Origin of the sequence: Butyricicoccus sp. AM27-36 (assembly GCF_003480945.1) — a bacterium.
Taxonomy (GTDB): Bacteria; Bacillota; Clostridia; order Oscillospirales; family Butyricicoccaceae; genus Agathobaculum; species Agathobaculum butyriciproducens.
The window spans coordinates 38713-54509 of sequence record NZ_QUJR01000004.1 but is presented as its reverse complement, the minus strand read 5'-3'; the positions used below and the strand labels follow the sequence as shown (position 1 = coordinate 54509).

At 60.1% G+C, this 15797-nt stretch carries 16 protein-coding genes; all 16 read left to right on the top strand.

The genetic code is table 11. The features are described 5' to 3' along the window. The 16 genes from DW724_RS06820 (at position 1) to DW724_RS06745 (ending at position 15780) form a co-directional block, all read left to right on the top strand. Positions 1-876, top strand: a complete 876-nt coding sequence (locus DW724_RS06820) for a YicC/YloC family endoribonuclease (protein WP_117751693.1) — start codon at positions 1-3, stop codon at positions 874-876. Positions 877-906: 30 nt separating this feature from the next. Then, positions 907-1170 (top strand): DUF370 domain-containing protein, encoded by a 264-nt coding sequence (locus DW724_RS06815; RefSeq protein WP_110435119.1) that lies wholly within the window; start codon positions 907-909, stop codon positions 1168-1170. Next, a complete protein-coding gene (gene gmk / locus DW724_RS06810; RefSeq protein WP_118761042.1) occupies positions 1163-1720 on the top strand; it encodes a guanylate kinase in 558 nt (185 codons plus the stop codon). Before DW724_RS06815 ends, gmk begins: the two co-directional genes overlap by 8 nt. Positions 1721-1789: 69 nt before the next feature. Continuing rightward, a complete protein-coding gene (rpoZ, locus tag DW724_RS06805; protein ID WP_117488808.1) occupies positions 1790-2188 on the top strand; it encodes a DNA-directed RNA polymerase subunit omega in 399 nt (132 codons plus the stop codon). A gap of 3 nt (positions 2189-2191) precedes the next feature. After that, positions 2192-3388 carry a bifunctional phosphopantothenoylcysteine decarboxylase/phosphopantothenate--cysteine ligase CoaBC gene (coaBC, locus tag DW724_RS06800; RefSeq protein ID WP_118761041.1) on the top strand — a complete coding sequence of 399 codons (1197 nt, stop codon included), beginning with the start codon at positions 2192-2194 and terminating at the stop codon, positions 3386-3388. A gap of 132 nt (positions 3389-3520) precedes the next feature. After that, positions 3521-5971 carry a replication restart helicase PriA gene (gene priA, locus DW724_RS06795; protein ID WP_243105704.1) on the top strand — a complete coding sequence of 817 codons (2451 nt, stop codon included), beginning with the start codon at positions 3521-3523 and terminating at the stop codon, positions 5969-5971. 35 nt (positions 5972-6006) lie between these two features. Next, positions 6007-6606: a GNAT family N-acetyltransferase gene (locus DW724_RS06790; protein WP_118761039.1), complete on the top strand. Its 600-nt coding sequence runs from the start codon at positions 6007-6009 to the stop codon at positions 6604-6606. 4 nt (positions 6607-6610) lie between these two features. Then, the gene (gene def / locus DW724_RS06785; RefSeq protein ID WP_118761038.1) at positions 6611-7102 is read left to right on the top strand and encodes a peptide deformylase; all 492 of its coding nucleotides are present in this window, start codon (positions 6611-6613) and stop codon (positions 7100-7102) included. Beyond that, entirely contained in the window at positions 7102-8028 is a 927-nt protein-coding gene (fmt, locus tag DW724_RS06780) for a methionyl-tRNA formyltransferase (RefSeq protein ID WP_118761037.1), read from the top strand. The genes def and fmt overlap by 1 nt, the downstream gene beginning before the upstream one ends. 77 nt (positions 8029-8105) lie before the next feature. Continuing rightward, positions 8106-8819: a zinc metallopeptidase gene (locus DW724_RS06775; RefSeq protein WP_116704621.1), complete on the top strand. Its 714-nt coding sequence runs from the start codon at positions 8106-8108 to the stop codon at positions 8817-8819. Continuing rightward, on the top strand, positions 8809-10155 hold the full coding sequence (gene rsmB / locus DW724_RS06770) for a 16S rRNA (cytosine(967)-C(5))-methyltransferase RsmB (RefSeq protein WP_118761036.1): 1347 nt from the start codon (positions 8809-8811) through the stop codon (positions 10153-10155). Before DW724_RS06775 ends, rsmB begins: the two co-directional genes overlap by 11 nt. A gap of 123 nt (positions 10156-10278) precedes the next feature. Next, positions 10279-11328: a 23S rRNA (adenine(2503)-C(2))-methyltransferase RlmN gene (rlmN, locus tag DW724_RS06765; protein WP_118730265.1), complete on the top strand. Its 1050-nt coding sequence runs from the start codon at positions 10279-10281 to the stop codon at positions 11326-11328. 44 nt (positions 11329-11372) lie between these two features. After that, complete coding sequence (locus tag DW724_RS06760) at positions 11373-12125, top strand: Stp1/IreP family PP2C-type Ser/Thr phosphatase (protein WP_110435108.1); 753 nt, start codon at positions 11373-11375, stop codon at positions 12123-12125. Between the two features lie 6 nt (positions 12126-12131). Beyond that, complete coding sequence (pknB, locus tag DW724_RS06755) at positions 12132-14237, top strand: Stk1 family PASTA domain-containing Ser/Thr kinase (RefSeq protein ID WP_118761035.1); 2106 nt, start codon at positions 12132-12134, stop codon at positions 14235-14237. 17 nt (positions 14238-14254) lie between these two features. Next, positions 14255-15154, top strand: a complete 900-nt coding sequence (gene rsgA, locus DW724_RS06750; protein ID WP_243022142.1) for a ribosome small subunit-dependent GTPase A — start codon at positions 14255-14257, stop codon at positions 15152-15154. Further along, positions 15124-15780: a thiamine diphosphokinase gene (locus tag DW724_RS06745; RefSeq protein WP_117488788.1), complete on the top strand. Its 657-nt coding sequence runs from the start codon at positions 15124-15126 to the stop codon at positions 15778-15780. The genes rsgA and DW724_RS06745 overlap by 31 nt, the downstream gene beginning before the upstream one ends. Positions 15781-15797: the final 17 nt, after the last annotated feature.

Below are 15797 nucleotides of genomic sequence, written 5' to 3'. Positions count from 1 at the left end.
ATGAAGAGTATGACCGGCTACGGACGTGCCAAGCAGGAGCTGCACGGCAGAACCATCACAGCAGAGCTGCGTGCGGTCAACCATCGCTATCTGGACTGCACAGTAAAGGCTCCGCGTCAGTACGGCTTTCTGGATGATGCCGTGAAAAAGGCTGCCGCGGCGCGCATTGCACGCGGCAAGGTTGAGGTTTACATCGGCGTGGAGACGCAGGAGGGCGGCGACATTGCGGTTACGGTGAACCATGCGGTCGCGGAGCACTATCTGACGGCGCTGCATGAGCTGGCCGACAAGTACGGTCTGCGCGACGACGTGAGCGTGATGAGTCTGGCGAAGCTGCCGGATGTGCTCGGCTCCGAGCGCATCGAGCAGGACGCGGACGAGATGACCCGCGATGTGCTGTCCGTATTTGGCGAAGCCTGCGACAATTTCGACGAAATGCGTACCCGCGAGGGTGCTAAACTGGCTGAGGATGTGCGAAACCGTGCGTCCGAGATCGAGCGCATGGTCGGTGAGGTGGAGGTCCGCTCGCCGGAGCGCGTGCGTGAGTATCGCGAGAAGCTGCTCGCCCGCATGAAGGAGGTGCTGGCGGATACGTCCATCGACGAGACCCGTATCGTCACCGAGGCGGCCATCTACGCGGACAAGACCGCCGTGGACGAGGAGACCGTGCGTCTGCGCAGCCATCTGCAGCAGCTGGACGGCATGCTGAATGAGGTCAAGCCGGTCGGCCGCAAGCTGGATTTCCTTGTGCAGGAAATGAACCGCGAGACCAATACCATCGGCTCCAAGGCAAACGATGTGTCCATGGCGCAGATCGTGGTCAATATCAAGAGCGAAATTGAAAAAATCCGCGAACAGATTCAGAATATCGAGTAATTTACAGTATATCGAGGAGTGAGGTCAGCGATGAAGCTCATCAATATCGGATTTGGCAATATGGTCGCTTCGTCGCGGCTGATCGCCATTGTCAGCCCGGAATCCGCACCGGTCAAGCGCACTGTGCAGGAGGCCCGCGACCGCGGCATGGTCGTGGACGGCACCTATGGCAGACGCACCCGCGCCGTGCTCATCATGGACAGCGACCATGTGGTGCTCAGTGCTCTGCAGCCGGAGACCGTTGCGGCTCGTTTTGCGGGCGAGACCGAGGAAGGAGAACCAGAAGATGCGTAAGGGAACGTTGTATGTATTCACCGGACCGTCCGGTGCAGGCAAGGGCACAGTGCTGTCCAGGCTGCTGAGCGAGGACGAGAAGCTGTTCTTCTCGATCTCTGCGACGACCCGTGCGCCGCGTCCGGGCGAAAAGGACGGCGTACAGTATTATTTCCTCACGAAAGAGGACTTTGAGGCGAAGATCGCCGCTAATGCGTTCCTCGAGCACGCGAAGTACGTTGATAACTACTACGGCACGCTGGAGGCTCCGGTGAACGAAAAGCTGGAGGAAGGCTATGATGTTATCCTCGAGATCGAGGTGCAGGGCGCGATGCAGGTGCATGAAAAGCGTCCGGATGCCGTGATGGTGTTCATTGCGCCGCCGTCGTTCGAGGAACTCGCGAACCGTCTGCGCGGACGCGGCACCGAGGACGAAGCCAAGGTGCAGAAGCGTCTGGAAACGGCGAAGGGCGAGCTTGCGCAGCAGGATAAATTTGATTACGTCGTCGTAAACGACACGGTGGAGCGTGCGGTTGAAGAATTGCACGGCATTCTCGCCAAGCGTCGATAAGCGACAGTATATAAACAGAAACTTTCATAAAATAAAACTATATCTGGTAAATAAGGAGAACTGATTACTATGCTGAACCCTTCTATGCAGGAACTGATGAAACGAGTAGGCAACCGCTATCTGCTGGTAAACCTGGCAGCACAGCGTGCCCGCGATATTGCCGATGAGTCGGAGGAAAAGGGCGAGCCGCTGCCGGACAAGGCTGTTAAGCTGGCGCTCGACGAGATCGCAGCCGGCAAGATCGTTTACCGTCCGGGTCCGCGTGTAGAGACTGCCATTCCGCAGAACAATGCCATTGCAGCCGCTATGGTTGATGTGGACGATACCCTTGATCTGGATGAGGACGAGGAGCACACCGACTCCGAGGATGACGAGGACAAGGATGAGAACGCGGACGAGGTGCGCCGCCTGAACGAGTTTGACGACGGCTCTCTGAGCGACGGCGACATTCCGGAGGAGGACCTCTAAGCCATGCGTTTTGCAGGGAAAACGGTCGTTCTGTGCGTGACGGGCGGCATTGCGGCCTATAAAGCTGCCGATCTCACCAGCAAGCTGCACCAGAACGGCGCGACTGTCCATGTGCTGATGACCGAGTCCGCGACCCAGTTTATCGCGCCGATGACGTTTGAAACACTGTCCGGCAACCGCGCGGTCGTGGATACGTTCGACCGCAGCTTTCCGTGGGAGGTGGAGCACATTTCGCTCGCGAAGGCCGCTGACGTGTTTGTTATCGCACCCGCGACCGCAAACGTCATCGCCAAGGCGGCGCACGGCATCGCGGACGACATGGTGACGACCACGCTGCTTGCCACTAAGGCGCCGGTCGTTGTCGCTCCCGCGATGAACACCGGCATGTATGACAATCCGGTGACGCAGGAGAATCTCGCTGCGCTGAGAAAGCGCGGCTTCCACATCATCGAGCCGGACGCAGGTCACCTCGCCTGCGGCGACAGCGGACGCGGCAAGCTGCCGGACACGCCGACGCTGCTCTGGGGCATTGAAAAGGCGCTGACCGAGCAGGATCTGGCAGGCAGGCACGTTCTTGTTACCGCCGGCCCGACACAGGAGGCCATGGACCCGGTTCGGTTCCTGTCCAACCACTCCACCGGCAAAATGGGTTACGCGATCGCGGCCCGCGCAGCCATGCGCGGTGCGGACGCAACGCTCGTTTCCGGACCGACCGCGCTCGATACGCCGCACGGTGTCACGCGCGTGGATATTGTTTCCGCGCGGGATATGTACGACGCGGTGACGAGCCGCGCACCCGAGCAGGATTTCATCATCAAGGCTGCCGCCGTCGGTGATTACCGTCCGGCGCAGACTGCGGATGAAAAGCTCAAAAAGGGTGACGGCGAGATGAATATCGAGCTGACCCGCAATCCGGATATCCTCGCCGCACTCGGCAAGGACAAAAAGCCGGGACAGCTGCTGTGCGGCTTTGCGATGGAGACGCAGAACCTTCTCGATAACGCCGAGAGCAAGCTGCGCCGCAAGAACTGCGATATGCTTGTAGCGAATTCGCTGCGCGATAAGGGCGCGGGCTTCGGCACGGATACCAATGTGGCTACCTTGCTGTTCAAGGACGGCCATCGGGAAACCCCGCCGATGATGAGTAAGGAAGATCTGGCGGACCTGATTCTCGATAGACTTCTCTCGATGCAGGGTTAAAATCTGTTCCGTAGGGCACCCCGCCCTACGGTGTATTATCACATGGTTATATGGTGTTATACCGTGTGCAGAATGTTAAATTATTGTAGGGACGCGCATTGCGCGTCCAAAAACGAAAGGTTGGTGTGTTCCTTGGCGGAAAAAATCTGTGCGGCCGCCGTGGATGCGGCAACCTATGCCATCGACAAGCTATATTCTTACCGTGTGCCGGACGAGCTGCGGGAACAGGTGCAGATCGGCACCCGCGTTCTCGTGCCGTTCGGCTTTGGCAATAAACGGGCGGAAGCGGTGGTGCTCTCCTTCCGCGAGGATGCGGGCGAGTTCAAGCTCAAGCCCATCGTGGAGGTGCTGGACGAAACGCCGATTCTGACCGCCGAGCAGCTGAGACTCGCGGCGTGGATGCGGGAAAGATTGTACTGCACCTACTTCGACTGTGTACACGCCATGCTGCCCGCCGGCTTGTGGTTCAAGCGAAACGAGACGTACACGCTCGCGCCGGACGCGGATTTGGCGGCTCTGCGGGAGCGGGACGGCGAAGCCGGTCAGGTGCTGGCGCTGTTTGAGCAGCCGGGACAGACGCTCTCGGTGAGCGAGATACGCGAACGGCTCGGCAAAGGCGCGGGACAGACACTGGACGCGCTGGCAGGCGAGGGAATACTCATCTACCACAGCAATACGGCGCAGAAAACCGGTGATAAGACCGAAAAAATGCTCCGTCTGGACATGGAAGCAAGTGAAGCCATGTCGCATATCAGCCGCCGCAGTCCGGCGCGGATGGACGTGGTGTCGCTGCTGTCGGACGGCGGTGCGATGAGCCAGAAGGAAATTGTCTACATGACCGGCGTGAGCGACGCCGCGCTGCGCGACATGACGAAAAAGGGCATCCTCCGCGCGGAATACGAGGAAGTGCTGCGCGCACCGGACTTTTCCGAGGTGCCGCGCGCCGCGGCTCCGGTGCTTTCGGCGGCACAGCAGCAGGCGTATGACGGCATGGCGGCGCTCATGGACGAAAACGCGCCTCGTGCGGCGCTGCTGTTCGGCGTGACCGGCAGCGGCAAGACGCAGGTGTACCTGCAGCTGATCGCGCACGCGCTCGAGCAGGGCAAAAGCGCCATTGTGCTCGTGCCCGAGATCGGACTGACACCGCAGCTTCTGCGGCAGTTTGCGGCTCGATTTGGCGAAGAAGTCGCGGTTCTGCACTCGGCGCTGTCCGCCGGTGAGCGGTACGACAGCTTCAAAAAGATAAAAACCGGCAGAGCAAGGGTGGTCATCGGCACACGCTCGGCGGTGTTCGCGCCCGCGAAGAATCTCGGCGTTATCATCATCGACGAGGAGCAGGATGCGGCGTACCGCTCAGAGCAGTCGCCGCGCTACCATGCGCGGGATGTGGCAAAGTACCGTGCCGCGCAGACGGACGCGCTGCTCGTGCTCGGCTCGGCAACGCCGTCTGTGGAAACCTATTACGGTGCAAAACTGGGAAAATATCCGGTTTTCACGCTCACCGAGCGCTTCCTCGGTGCCGGACTGCCCGAGGTCATCATCTCGGACATGCGCGGTCTGGCCCGCGAGGGACGGAGCGGCATCATCGGGCCTGACCTCGAGCGCGAACTGATCGGCACGCTCGAAAAGGGAAAGCAGGCCATCCTGTTCCTCAACCGGCGCGGCAACAGCCGCGTGATCGGCTGCGGCGTGTGCGGCTGGGTGCCGGAGTGCCCGTCCTGCTCGACCACCATGACCTACCATTCGGTTTCCGGCCGCGCGATGTGCCACTACTGCGGCGCATCCATCAAGATAACCGGCAAGTGCCCGCAGTGCGGCAGCACGAGCCTGTTCACCGAAACGCCCGGCACGCAGAAGCTGGAGGAGGAGCTGCACGAGCGGTTCCCGTCCGCGCGGGTGCTCCGCATGGACGCGGACACCATGACCGCCAAGGGCGCACACGAACGCCTGCTGAATCAATTCGGCAAAGGCGAAGCCGATATCCTCATCGGCACCCAGATGGTGACCAAGGGACTGGATTTTGAGAACGTCACGCTGGTCGGTGTGCTGGACGCGGACCAGAGCCTGTACGCGCAGGACTACCGCGCACATGAGCGCACGTTTTCGCTCGTCACGCAGGTGGTCGGCCGCGCCGGACGGCGATTTGACACCGGACGCGCCGTGATCCAGACGTACAGCCCGCTGCATCCGGTCATCCTGACCGCCGCGCGGCAGGACTACGAGGCGTTCTACGAGAGCGAAATGCAGACGCGCGAAGCGCTCCGGTGCCCGCCCGTGTGCGACATCACCATGATAACCGCCGTCGGTGAACTGGAGCAGCAGGTGCTCAGCAGTCTGCTCGCGCTCAAAACGCGCCTGCAGAGCCTGATGGAAGGGCAGTTTGCCGATGTGAAAGCACCCGTGCTCGGCCCCGCCGCGGCGCAGATGGTCAAGGTGATGGGACGGTATCGCTACCACCTCACCATCCGTGCGAAGGACTGTGCAAGATGGCGCAGGCTCATCTCGGGCGTGCTGCGGGAGTTTATGCAGGACGGTAAAAACCGGGGCGTTACCGTGTTTGCGGATTCCAATAATGAAATGTAGCAGTAATTGAGACCCCGGCAAAGAAGGTTAATTCAATGAGCAAATTTGTCATTCGCAAGGCAACAGAAAACGATGCAGAATCGCTTTTGAAGATTTACGAGCCTTACATAACGAATACAACCATCACGTTTGAATATGAGGTGCCGACGGCTGAGGCGTTTGCAGATCGTATCCGCGAAACGGCGGCTGCGTTTCCGTATCTCATCTGCGAGCAGGACGGCATGATCATGGGTTATGCCTACGCGCACCGCATTCGTGAGCGCGCGGCGTACGACTGGGATGCGGAGCTGTCCATCTATCTGGCACAGGGCACCCACGGACACGGTGTGGGCACGACCGTGCTGGCGTGCCTGATCGACCTGCTCGAGCTGCAGGGGCTGCGCCACCTGTACAGCTGCGTGACCCTGCCGAACGAAAAGAGCATCCGCATGCAGAGAAAACTCGGTTTCGAGGACGCAGGCGTGTGGCACGACTCCGGCTGGAAGTTTGATGGCTGGCACGATGTGGCATGGCTGGAAAAGCATATCGGCAGCGGAAAGCCGCAGCCGGTGACGCCGTTTCCGGCGCTCGATGAGAAAAATATACAGGAATGTTTACAAAAATACATGGATAAGCTGAATCAAGTGGAGGAATAAAACAATGGCACTGAGAAAGATTTTGACCGAGGGCGACGAGCAGCTGCTCAAGCACAGCCGCAAGGTAGAGAAGTTTGACGACCGTCTGCATACGCTGATCGACGATATGCGCGAAACGCTCGAGAACTCCGGCGGCGTTGGTCTGGCGGCACCGCAGGTCGGCATTCTGCGCCGCGTTGTCGTGCTGCTGGATGTGAACAAGGAGCCGGAGGAGATGGTCGAGCTGGTAAACCCGGAAGTCATCGAGCAGAAAGGCTCCGAGCGCGTTGTTGAGGGCTGCCTGTCCGTGCCGGGCGTTTACGGCTATGTGACCCGTCCGACCTGGGCGAAGATTCGCGCACAGGACCGTTTTGGCAACTGGTTCGAGCGCGAAGGCGAGGGCATTGTAGCGCAGTGCTTCTGCCACGAGACCGAGCATCTGGACGGCCATCTGTTCACCGAGAAGGTCGAGGAGTACATCGACCCGGAGGATATGCAGGGTGGTGACGAGGAATAATGCGTATCGTATTCATGGGCACGCCGGACTTCGCCGTGCCGAGCCTGCAGGCGCTCATCGACGCCGGACATGACGTCTGCGCCGTGTACACGCAGCCGGATAAGCCGCAGGGCCGCAAGCAGATTCTCACTGCACCGCCGGTGAAAACGCTCGCACTCGAGCATGATATTCCGGTTTTCCAGCCGAATACCCTCAAAAATGAGGACGAGCAGGCGCGTCTGCGCGAGCTGGCACCGGAAGTCATTATTGTTGTCGCGTACGGCAAGCTGCTGCCCAAGGCGGTGCTCGATATCCCGCCGCACGGCTGCATCAACGTGCACGGTTCGCTGCTGCCGCGCTGGCGCGGTGCCGCTCCGATCCAGTGGGCGGTCATCGCGGGCGATGAAATGGCAGGCGTTACCACCATGCAGATGGCGGAGGGTCTGGACACCGGCGATATGCTGCTCACCTATGAGACCAAGGTCGGTGAGAAGGAGACCGCAGGCGAGCTTTTTGACCGCCTGGCACAGTCCGGTGCGGAACTTTTGACCCAAACGCTCGTCAAATTAGATGAGATCACGCCGCGCCCGCAGGACGATGCACAGAGCTGCTACGCCCATATGCTGGATAAGCAGATGGCGGTGATCGACTGGAGCAAGTCCGCACATGAAATCGACTGCTTGATTCGCGGCCTAAATCCGTGGCCGATCGCGCTGACCACGCTTTCCGGTGAAAGACTGAAGGTGTTTGCCGCCGAAAAGGCAAACGGCAGAGGAGAGCCGGGCACGGTGCTCGAGTCCGACCCGAAAAAGGGTCTGACCGTGGCGTGCGGAGAGGGCGCGCTCAAACTGACCGAGATTCAGCTGGTCGGCGGTAAGAGAATGAAGGCGACGGACTTTCTGCGTGGGCACGCAATCCAAGTCGGCACTAAGCTGGGAGACGAATGAAAAAGCGTGAGGAGTGAAGAACGGAGAGGACGTAAGCTCCAATCTCCAATTCTCCACTCCGGTATGGAGGTTTTCTTATGCCTTATCATGGTTACTACTACGGCATTGACATGTACTACATTGTACTGGTTCTGCCGTGCGTTTTATTTGCATTCTGGGCACAGAGCAAGGTAAACAGCACGTTTAACCGCTACTCGCGGGTGCAAAATCTGCGGGGACTGACCGGCGCACAGGCGGCGGAGGCGGTGCTGCGGTACAACGGCGTTTCCGGTGTGCGGATCGAGTACGTTTCCGGCAAGCTGACCGACCATTTTGACCCGAGAAGCAATGTCATTCGGCTGTCGAGTGCGGTGTACTCGTCCACGTCGGTGGCGTCCATCGGCGTTGCCGCGCACGAGGCAGGGCATGCGGTGCAGTACGCCATCGGCTATGCGCCGATCAAGCTGCGCGCGGCGATCATCCCGCTGACGCAGTTCGGCTCGATGGCGGCGATGCCGCTGCTGATCCTCGGCCTGATCCTTAACACGAGCACGCTCGTCACGATCGGCATTGCGGCGTTCGGTCTTTCCACGCTGTTCCAGCTGGTGACCCTGCCGGTGGAGCTGGACGCATCCCGCCGCGCTTTGCAGACCATTCAGCAGAACGGCCTGCTGACCGCAGACGAGTACCCGATGGCGAAAAAGACGCTCACGGCGGCGGCGCTGACCTATGTTGCCGCGCTGGCGACCTCGCTGGCACAGCTGCTGCGTCTGGTGCTGATTTTTGGAGGAAGAGACCGCAATGATAGATAAACGCCCCAAAACACCGCGTGAGGTGGCGGCGTTCTCGCTGTTTTCCATGGCAGAGGAGGCCGCCTGGTCGGACGGTGCGCTGCACCACTATTTATCCCGCGCGGGACTGGACAGCCGCGATGCGGCGCTGGCCTCGCGGCTGACCTACGGCACGGTGCAGAACCAAATTTTACTGGACTGGTACCTGCGGCACTTCTCGAGCGTGCGGCTGAAAAAGATCGCGCCGCGTGTGCTGGCGTGCCTGCGGATGGGTCTGTATCAGCTGATCCTGATGGATAAGATTCCCGCGCATGCGGCGGTTGCCGAGACGGTCGCGCTGGTCAAGCACTACGGCCATGCAAATGACCGCACGGTCGCCTTTGCCAATGCGGTGCTGAGAAATGCCGCAAATGCGGCCCAAAACGGCTCTTTGCCGCGCCTGAACTGCCCGGATAAGGAAAGCTACTACGCACTGCAGTACAGCCACCCGGAGTGGCTCGTGCGCCTGCTTTCCGAGCAGTACGGCCAGAAGCTGACGCAGAAAATCTGTCAGGCGGATAACGCGGACGCGCCGATTTCGGTGCGCGTGAACACGATGAAATGCACGCCTGCCGAGGCTCAGGCAGAGCTGGAGGCCGCCGGACTGACCGTGCAGCCGCACGAGGCATTCCCGGAAATCCTGCTGTGCAGCGGCGGAGACGCAGCCGCGCTTCCGGCGTTTATCGAGGGCCGCGTGACCGTGCAGGACGCGGCAAGCGCACTCGCGGCGGCGGTCGCTGACCCGAAACCGGGCAGCACCGTGCTCGACTGCTGCGCGGCGCCCGGCGGCAAGAGCTTTGCCATGGCTGAAAAAATGCAGGGGAAAGGCAGCGTCACCTCGTGCGATATTTACGAGCACAAGCTGAAGCGCATCCGCGACGGCGCAGCCCGCCTCGGATTGCCGAATATCCGCACCGAGCTGCAGGACGCGTCGGTCTGCCGCGAGGAGTGGAAGGACAGCGCGGACGTTGTGCTGTGCGACGTGCCCTGCTCGGGACTGGGCATTATCCGCAAGAAACCCGAAATTCGGTTCAAGAATCCGGATGAAATCCGGACTTTGCCGGAGATTCAGGCGAGAATCCTTGCAAACTGTGCACAGTATGTAAAGAAGGGCGGCACGCTCGTCTACTCGACCTGTACCATCCTGCAGCGGGAAAACGAGGACGTTGTCCGCGCGTTTCTCACCGAAAACCCGGAGTTTGAAGCGGTTTCGTGGACGCATCCGGTCTGCGGAGAGAGGGCAGACGGTATGGTGACGCTGCTGCCGCCCGTTCACAATACGGATGGGTTCTTTATTGCGAAAATGCACCGGAAGTGATACCGGAACCGTAGGGCGGGGCACCCCGCCCTACGGTATATTTGTTAAACGGTTATAATAAATTGACAATCGGCGGAACATTCCGCCATATAAGAAACAAGAGAAGATTTGAAGGAGAGACACATGGTCGAAATCAAATCCCTTACAATAGATGAACTGAAAACCGCCCTGAAGGAAATGGGCGAAAAGCCGTTCCGTGCGGGACAGATCTTCAAATGGCTTCACGAGGGTGTGGAGTCCTTTGAAGAGATGTCCAACTTATCCAAGGACTTACGGGCGCGTTTAGCGGAAAATTTCCTGCTGACCGTACCGGAGGTCGCCCGCAAGCAAGTGAGCCGCGTTGACGGCACGGTGAAATACTTATGGCGTCTGCGGGACGGCAACTGCGTGGAGTCCGTACTGATGCACTATGAGCATGGCGTGTCCGTCTGCGTTTCGACGCAGGTCGGCTGCCGAATGGGCTGCAAGTTCTGCGCGTCGGGACTCAACGGACGCACGCGCAGTCTGTCCGCAGGCGAGATTCTGGACGAAATCCTGTTCATGCAGAAGGACAGCGGTGAAAAGGTCTCCAACATTGTGCTGATGGGCACCGGCGAGCCGCTCGACAACTACGACAACGTGCTCAAATTCCTGCATCTGGTGAGCTGCCCGGAGGGAATCAACATCGGACAGCGCCATATCTCCTTGTCAACCAGCGGAATTGCTGATAGAATAGAGATGTTAGCACGGGAAAAGCTGCAGATCACGCTGTCCGTATCGCTGCACGCGCCGGATGACGAAACACGCTCGTCCATCATGCCGGTGAACGATGCGTATCCGGTCGAGCGCCTGATGAAGGCGTGCCGGTACTATTTCGACACCACCGGACGGCGCATTTCCTACGAGTACATGATGGCGCGCGACAAGACCGACCGCCCGTGGCAGGCTGACCTGTTGGCGAAGCTGCTCAAGGGCCGTCCGGCGCACGTCAACCTCATTCCGCTGAATGAGGTGGCGGAAAGCCCGCTGAAACCGTCCAGACCGGAAACCGTCCGCAAGTTCCAGCAGGCGCTCGAGAAGCGCGGCGTTACCGCGACCGTAAGGCGCAAGCTGGGTCCGGATATTGATGCGGCCTGCGGTCAGCTCCGTCAGCGGCAGCTGAAGGAGGACGGTAAGAGCAGTTCTCGTGATTAACTTGAATATTCTCACATATAAACACAATCGAAGGAGGTTGTGAAATGGAATATTTCGGCTTGACCGATAAGGGACGGGTGCGCCCGACCAATCAGGATATTTTTCAGATCGAAGCGCGGGAGGACAACCAGACCGCGCTCCTCGTCGTGTGCGACGGCATGGGCGGTGCAAATGCGGGCAACGTAGCCAGCCGCTTTGCCGCGCAGAGCTTTATCGAGTCCGCGGGTGACGCTTTAAGCGGCACGCTGGACGAAACGGCTCGGCAGAACCTGCTGACGCAGGCGCTCAAGCAGGCGAACGAGACGGTTTTCTCTCTGGCGGGCAGGCAGCCGGAGTTCCGCGGCATGGGCACGACCCTGGTTGCCGCGCTCATTCAGGGCGACTGCGCGACCGTCATCAACGTGGGCGACAGCCGCGCGTACCGCTTTGACGGCGAAGCCATGCACCAGATCAGCGAGGACCACTCCTATGTGGAGGAGATGCGCCGCCGCGGCAAGATCACCGAGGCGGATGCGCGCACCCATCCGCAGAAAAACCTCATCACCCGTGCGGTAGGCGTGGAGCCGTGTGTCGAAGGCGACCTGTTTGAAGTGCGCCTGAACGAAAAGGACATGCTGCTGCTCTGCTCGGACGGTCTGACCGGCATGGCGGAGGACAGCCGGATCGCGGAGGTGCTGGCAAACGCGCCGACGCTCGAGCTGGCCGGTGACGCGCTGCTGCAGCTGGCGCTTGACGGCGGTGGCCGCGACAACATCACCGTTGCGCTGTTCACCCTCGGTAAAAAGCAGGGAGCGTGACGGACTATGGATAAATATATCGGCAGTATGCTCGGCGGACGCTATCAGATTGAGGAAATCGTCGGCGTTGGCGGCATGGCGGTCGTTTATCGGGCGCGGGATACCATTCTCGGGCGCGATGTGGCACTCAAGGTGCTCAAAAAGGAGTTCGCGGAGGATCCGGATATCCGCAAGCGGTTCTCCATTGAGTCGCGCGCCGTTGCCAAGCTGAGCCACCACAATATTGTTTCCGTGTTCGACGTTGGCAGCGAGGACGGCACGGATTATATCGTTATGGAGCTGATCGAGGGCATCACCCTCAAGCAGTATCTGCAGCGCAAGGGCCATCTGTCGTGGGAGGAGACCATTTTCTTCGCTGAGCAGGTTGCCCGCGCGCTCATGCACGCACACTCGCGCGGCATCATCCATCAGGACGTTAAGCCGCAGAACGTTATCATCCTGCGGGACGGCACCGCAAAGCTGACCGATTTCGGCATTGCCTCGTTCGCTGCCGCGCAGGAGACCCGCGTGGTGCAGGAGGCCATCGGCTCGGTGCACTATATCTCGCCGGAGCAGGCAAAGGGCAGCAAGATCGACTACCGCACCGACCTGTACTCGCTCGGCGTGATGATGTACGAAATGCTGACCGGCAAGCTGCCGTTTGAGGGCGAAACCGCGCTCCAGATCGTCATGCAGCACATCAATGAGGTACCGATCATCCCGAGCGCGTTTGTGCCGGGCATTCCCAAGGGCATGGACGACATTGTCATGCACGCCATGAGCGCGAACATCAGCCGCCGGTACGAGTCCGCGGAAAAGATGTACGAGGACATGGAGGTGCTTCGCTCGGACCCGAACGCACGCTTCCACTATGTGGCAAGCGAGGACAACTCGGGCGAGACGCAGATCATCGGCGCGGACATTCAGCGTGCGGCGCGCCGCAGTGCGGCAGAGCATGAAGCCGCTTCCGTTGAGGGCGTAGCTGCGCCGCGCACCCGCACGCGCACGCAGACCCGGACCCGCACCCGCACCGGTTTCCGCAAAAAGGAGCAGGATGAGCCGGATGGCTTTTTTGAAAAGCTGGCCGAGCGCCCCGGCATGGCGGTCGGCATGGCGGTCGGCGTGATTGCGGTGATCAGTCTGCTGCTGGTCGGCATTCTGGTGATCACCGGCAGCGGCGACAAGTCGGAGAAGATTATCGTGCCCGACCTCATCGGACGCAATATCGATGAAGTGATGGCCGACCCGGATATAACCGACAACTTCACGGTAAAGGAAGCGACCGAACGGCAGGAATCCGACCGTCCGGTCGGTGAGATACTCGAGCAGGACCCGGACGGCGACGGCAAGAAAAAGGCAACCAAGGGTACGATCATCACGGTAACGGTGTCCTCGGGCGGCGAAAACGTCAAGGATACCTACAAGGTGATCGACTTTACCGGCAAGACGCTCGATTATGTGCAGGCGGCGCTCGCGTCGCGCGATATCAAGTGCGAGGTCGTTGAGGAATACAGCGACGACGTGGAGGAAGGCAAGGTTATCCGCACCGACCCGGAGGCGGGCACCGAGCTGGAAAAGGGCGCGACGCTGACCGTCTATATCAGCAAGGGCAAGCAGAAGGACGATAACGAAAACGTCTCCGTGCCCGGTCTGCTCGGCATGACAAAGGACCAGGCGGAAAAGGCCCTGACGGAAAAGGGTCTGTCCATCGGCTCGGTGAACGAGGTCGAGAGCACCGCTGAGGCCGGTTCGGTCGTATGGCAGTCGCAGGATGCGGGCGCGGAGGTCGCAAAGGGCACTGTCGTCAACATCCAGATCTCCAAGGGCAAGAGCACATCGAACAATAACTCGCCGGATAATAACAGCGGCGGCAATTCCGGCGGTCAGGACAACGGCGATGGCGACTACGACGATACGCCGAGCCTCGGCAGTGCGACCATTCCGGTTTCGCTGCCGGACAACACGGATACCGCGCATGTTATCATCTATGTGGACGGCGTGATCCAGTATGACGACACCTGCAGCACGAGCGGCGGCAGCACGTCCATCTCGGTGAGCGGCTCGGTGGGCGACCATGATGTTACGGTCAGCGTGGACGGTTCGACTACCTCGCAGACGTACACATTCAGTTAAAAACGGAGGAATTAAGTTTGATCGAAGGGATCATTCTGAAGGGCATCGGCGGTTTCTACTATGTGGATACCGCCGAAGGCCTCATTGAATGCAAAGCACGCGGACGGTTCCGCAAGACCGTGGGCAAGCCTATTGTCGGGGACCGTGTGACGCTGGAAATTCAGCCGGAGGACGGCACCGGCTATCTGCAGACGATCGCGCCGCGCAAGAACAGCCTGATCCGGCCGGCTGTGGCGAATCTGGATCTGGTCGTTGCCGTGGCGAGCGCGGCACCGCCGGTGACCGACCCGTTCCTGATCGACAAGGTAACGGCGATCGCGGTGCACAAGAACATGGATGCACTGGTCGTCATCAACAAGACGGACGCGAATCCGGGCGACGAGCTGTATGAAACCTACCGCAGAAGCGGCATCGAGGTGCTGCGCGTGAGCGCGCACACCGGCGAGGGCATTGACGCACTGCGCGAACGCATCCGCGGCAGGGTGAGCGCGTTTGCGGGCAACTCGGGTGTCGGCAAGTCGAGCGTGCTCAACCGTCTGGACAGCTCGTTCGGCGCTGAGGTCGGTGCGATTTCGGACAAGATCGGCCGCGGCAAGCACACCACCCGCCATGTGGAGCTGCATCCGATCGAAGGCGGCGGCTACATCGCGGACACGCCCGGCTTCTCCTCGTTTGAGACCGAGCAGATGGATTTGGTTCTTGCCGAGGATCTGCAGTATGCGTTTCCGGAGTTCGAGCCGTACATCGGGCAGTGTAAATTCACCGGCTGTGCGCATGTCAAGGAGAAGGGCTGCGCCATCCTTGCGGCGGTGGAAAACGGCGAAATTGCGAAAACCCGTCATGAAAGCTATGTAAAGCTGTACGAAAGTGTAAAGGATCTGAAGGAATGGGAACTTACCAAGGGCGGCACGCGCTGATTTTTGCGGCTGCACCGGAAACCGATTACGGTTACATCCGCGCGTTTCTGCGCGAGCATCCGTCCGCGCTTGTTGCGTGTGCGGACGGCGGCCTGCGGCATGCGCGGGCGCTCGGTCTGCATCCGGATTTCATGATCTCCGACCGGGATTCCATGACCGAGGTGGAGGGAGAGGACGTTATCCTCTTGAAGCCCGAAAAGGACGACACGGATTCGCAGAGCTGTCTGCGCGAGGTGTTCCGCCGCGGCTGTCGCGAGGCAACGCTCGTGTGTGCGACCGGCGGGCGCATCGACCATATGCTGGCAAATCTCTCGCTGCTTGAGGAAGCAAAAACGCTCGGCGGTCACCTGACCATCCTCGATCCGTACAACCGCGTCGAGCTGCATCAGGGCGGACGGCAGGAATTCATCATGCCGGAGACGTTTACCTACTTCTCGGTCGTGCCGATGGACGCGGTGCTCGAGGGCGTGACCATCGAGAATGCAAAATATGAATTAACGAACGGCACGGTTACCCGTGTCGGCATGATCTCCACCTCGAACGAGGCAAAACCGAACAGCCGCTTTGCCGTCACGATTGAACGGGGAACGGCTCTGATTATCTTCTCGCGCGACCGTGTTTTGTGAAAATTCCACACCTGACC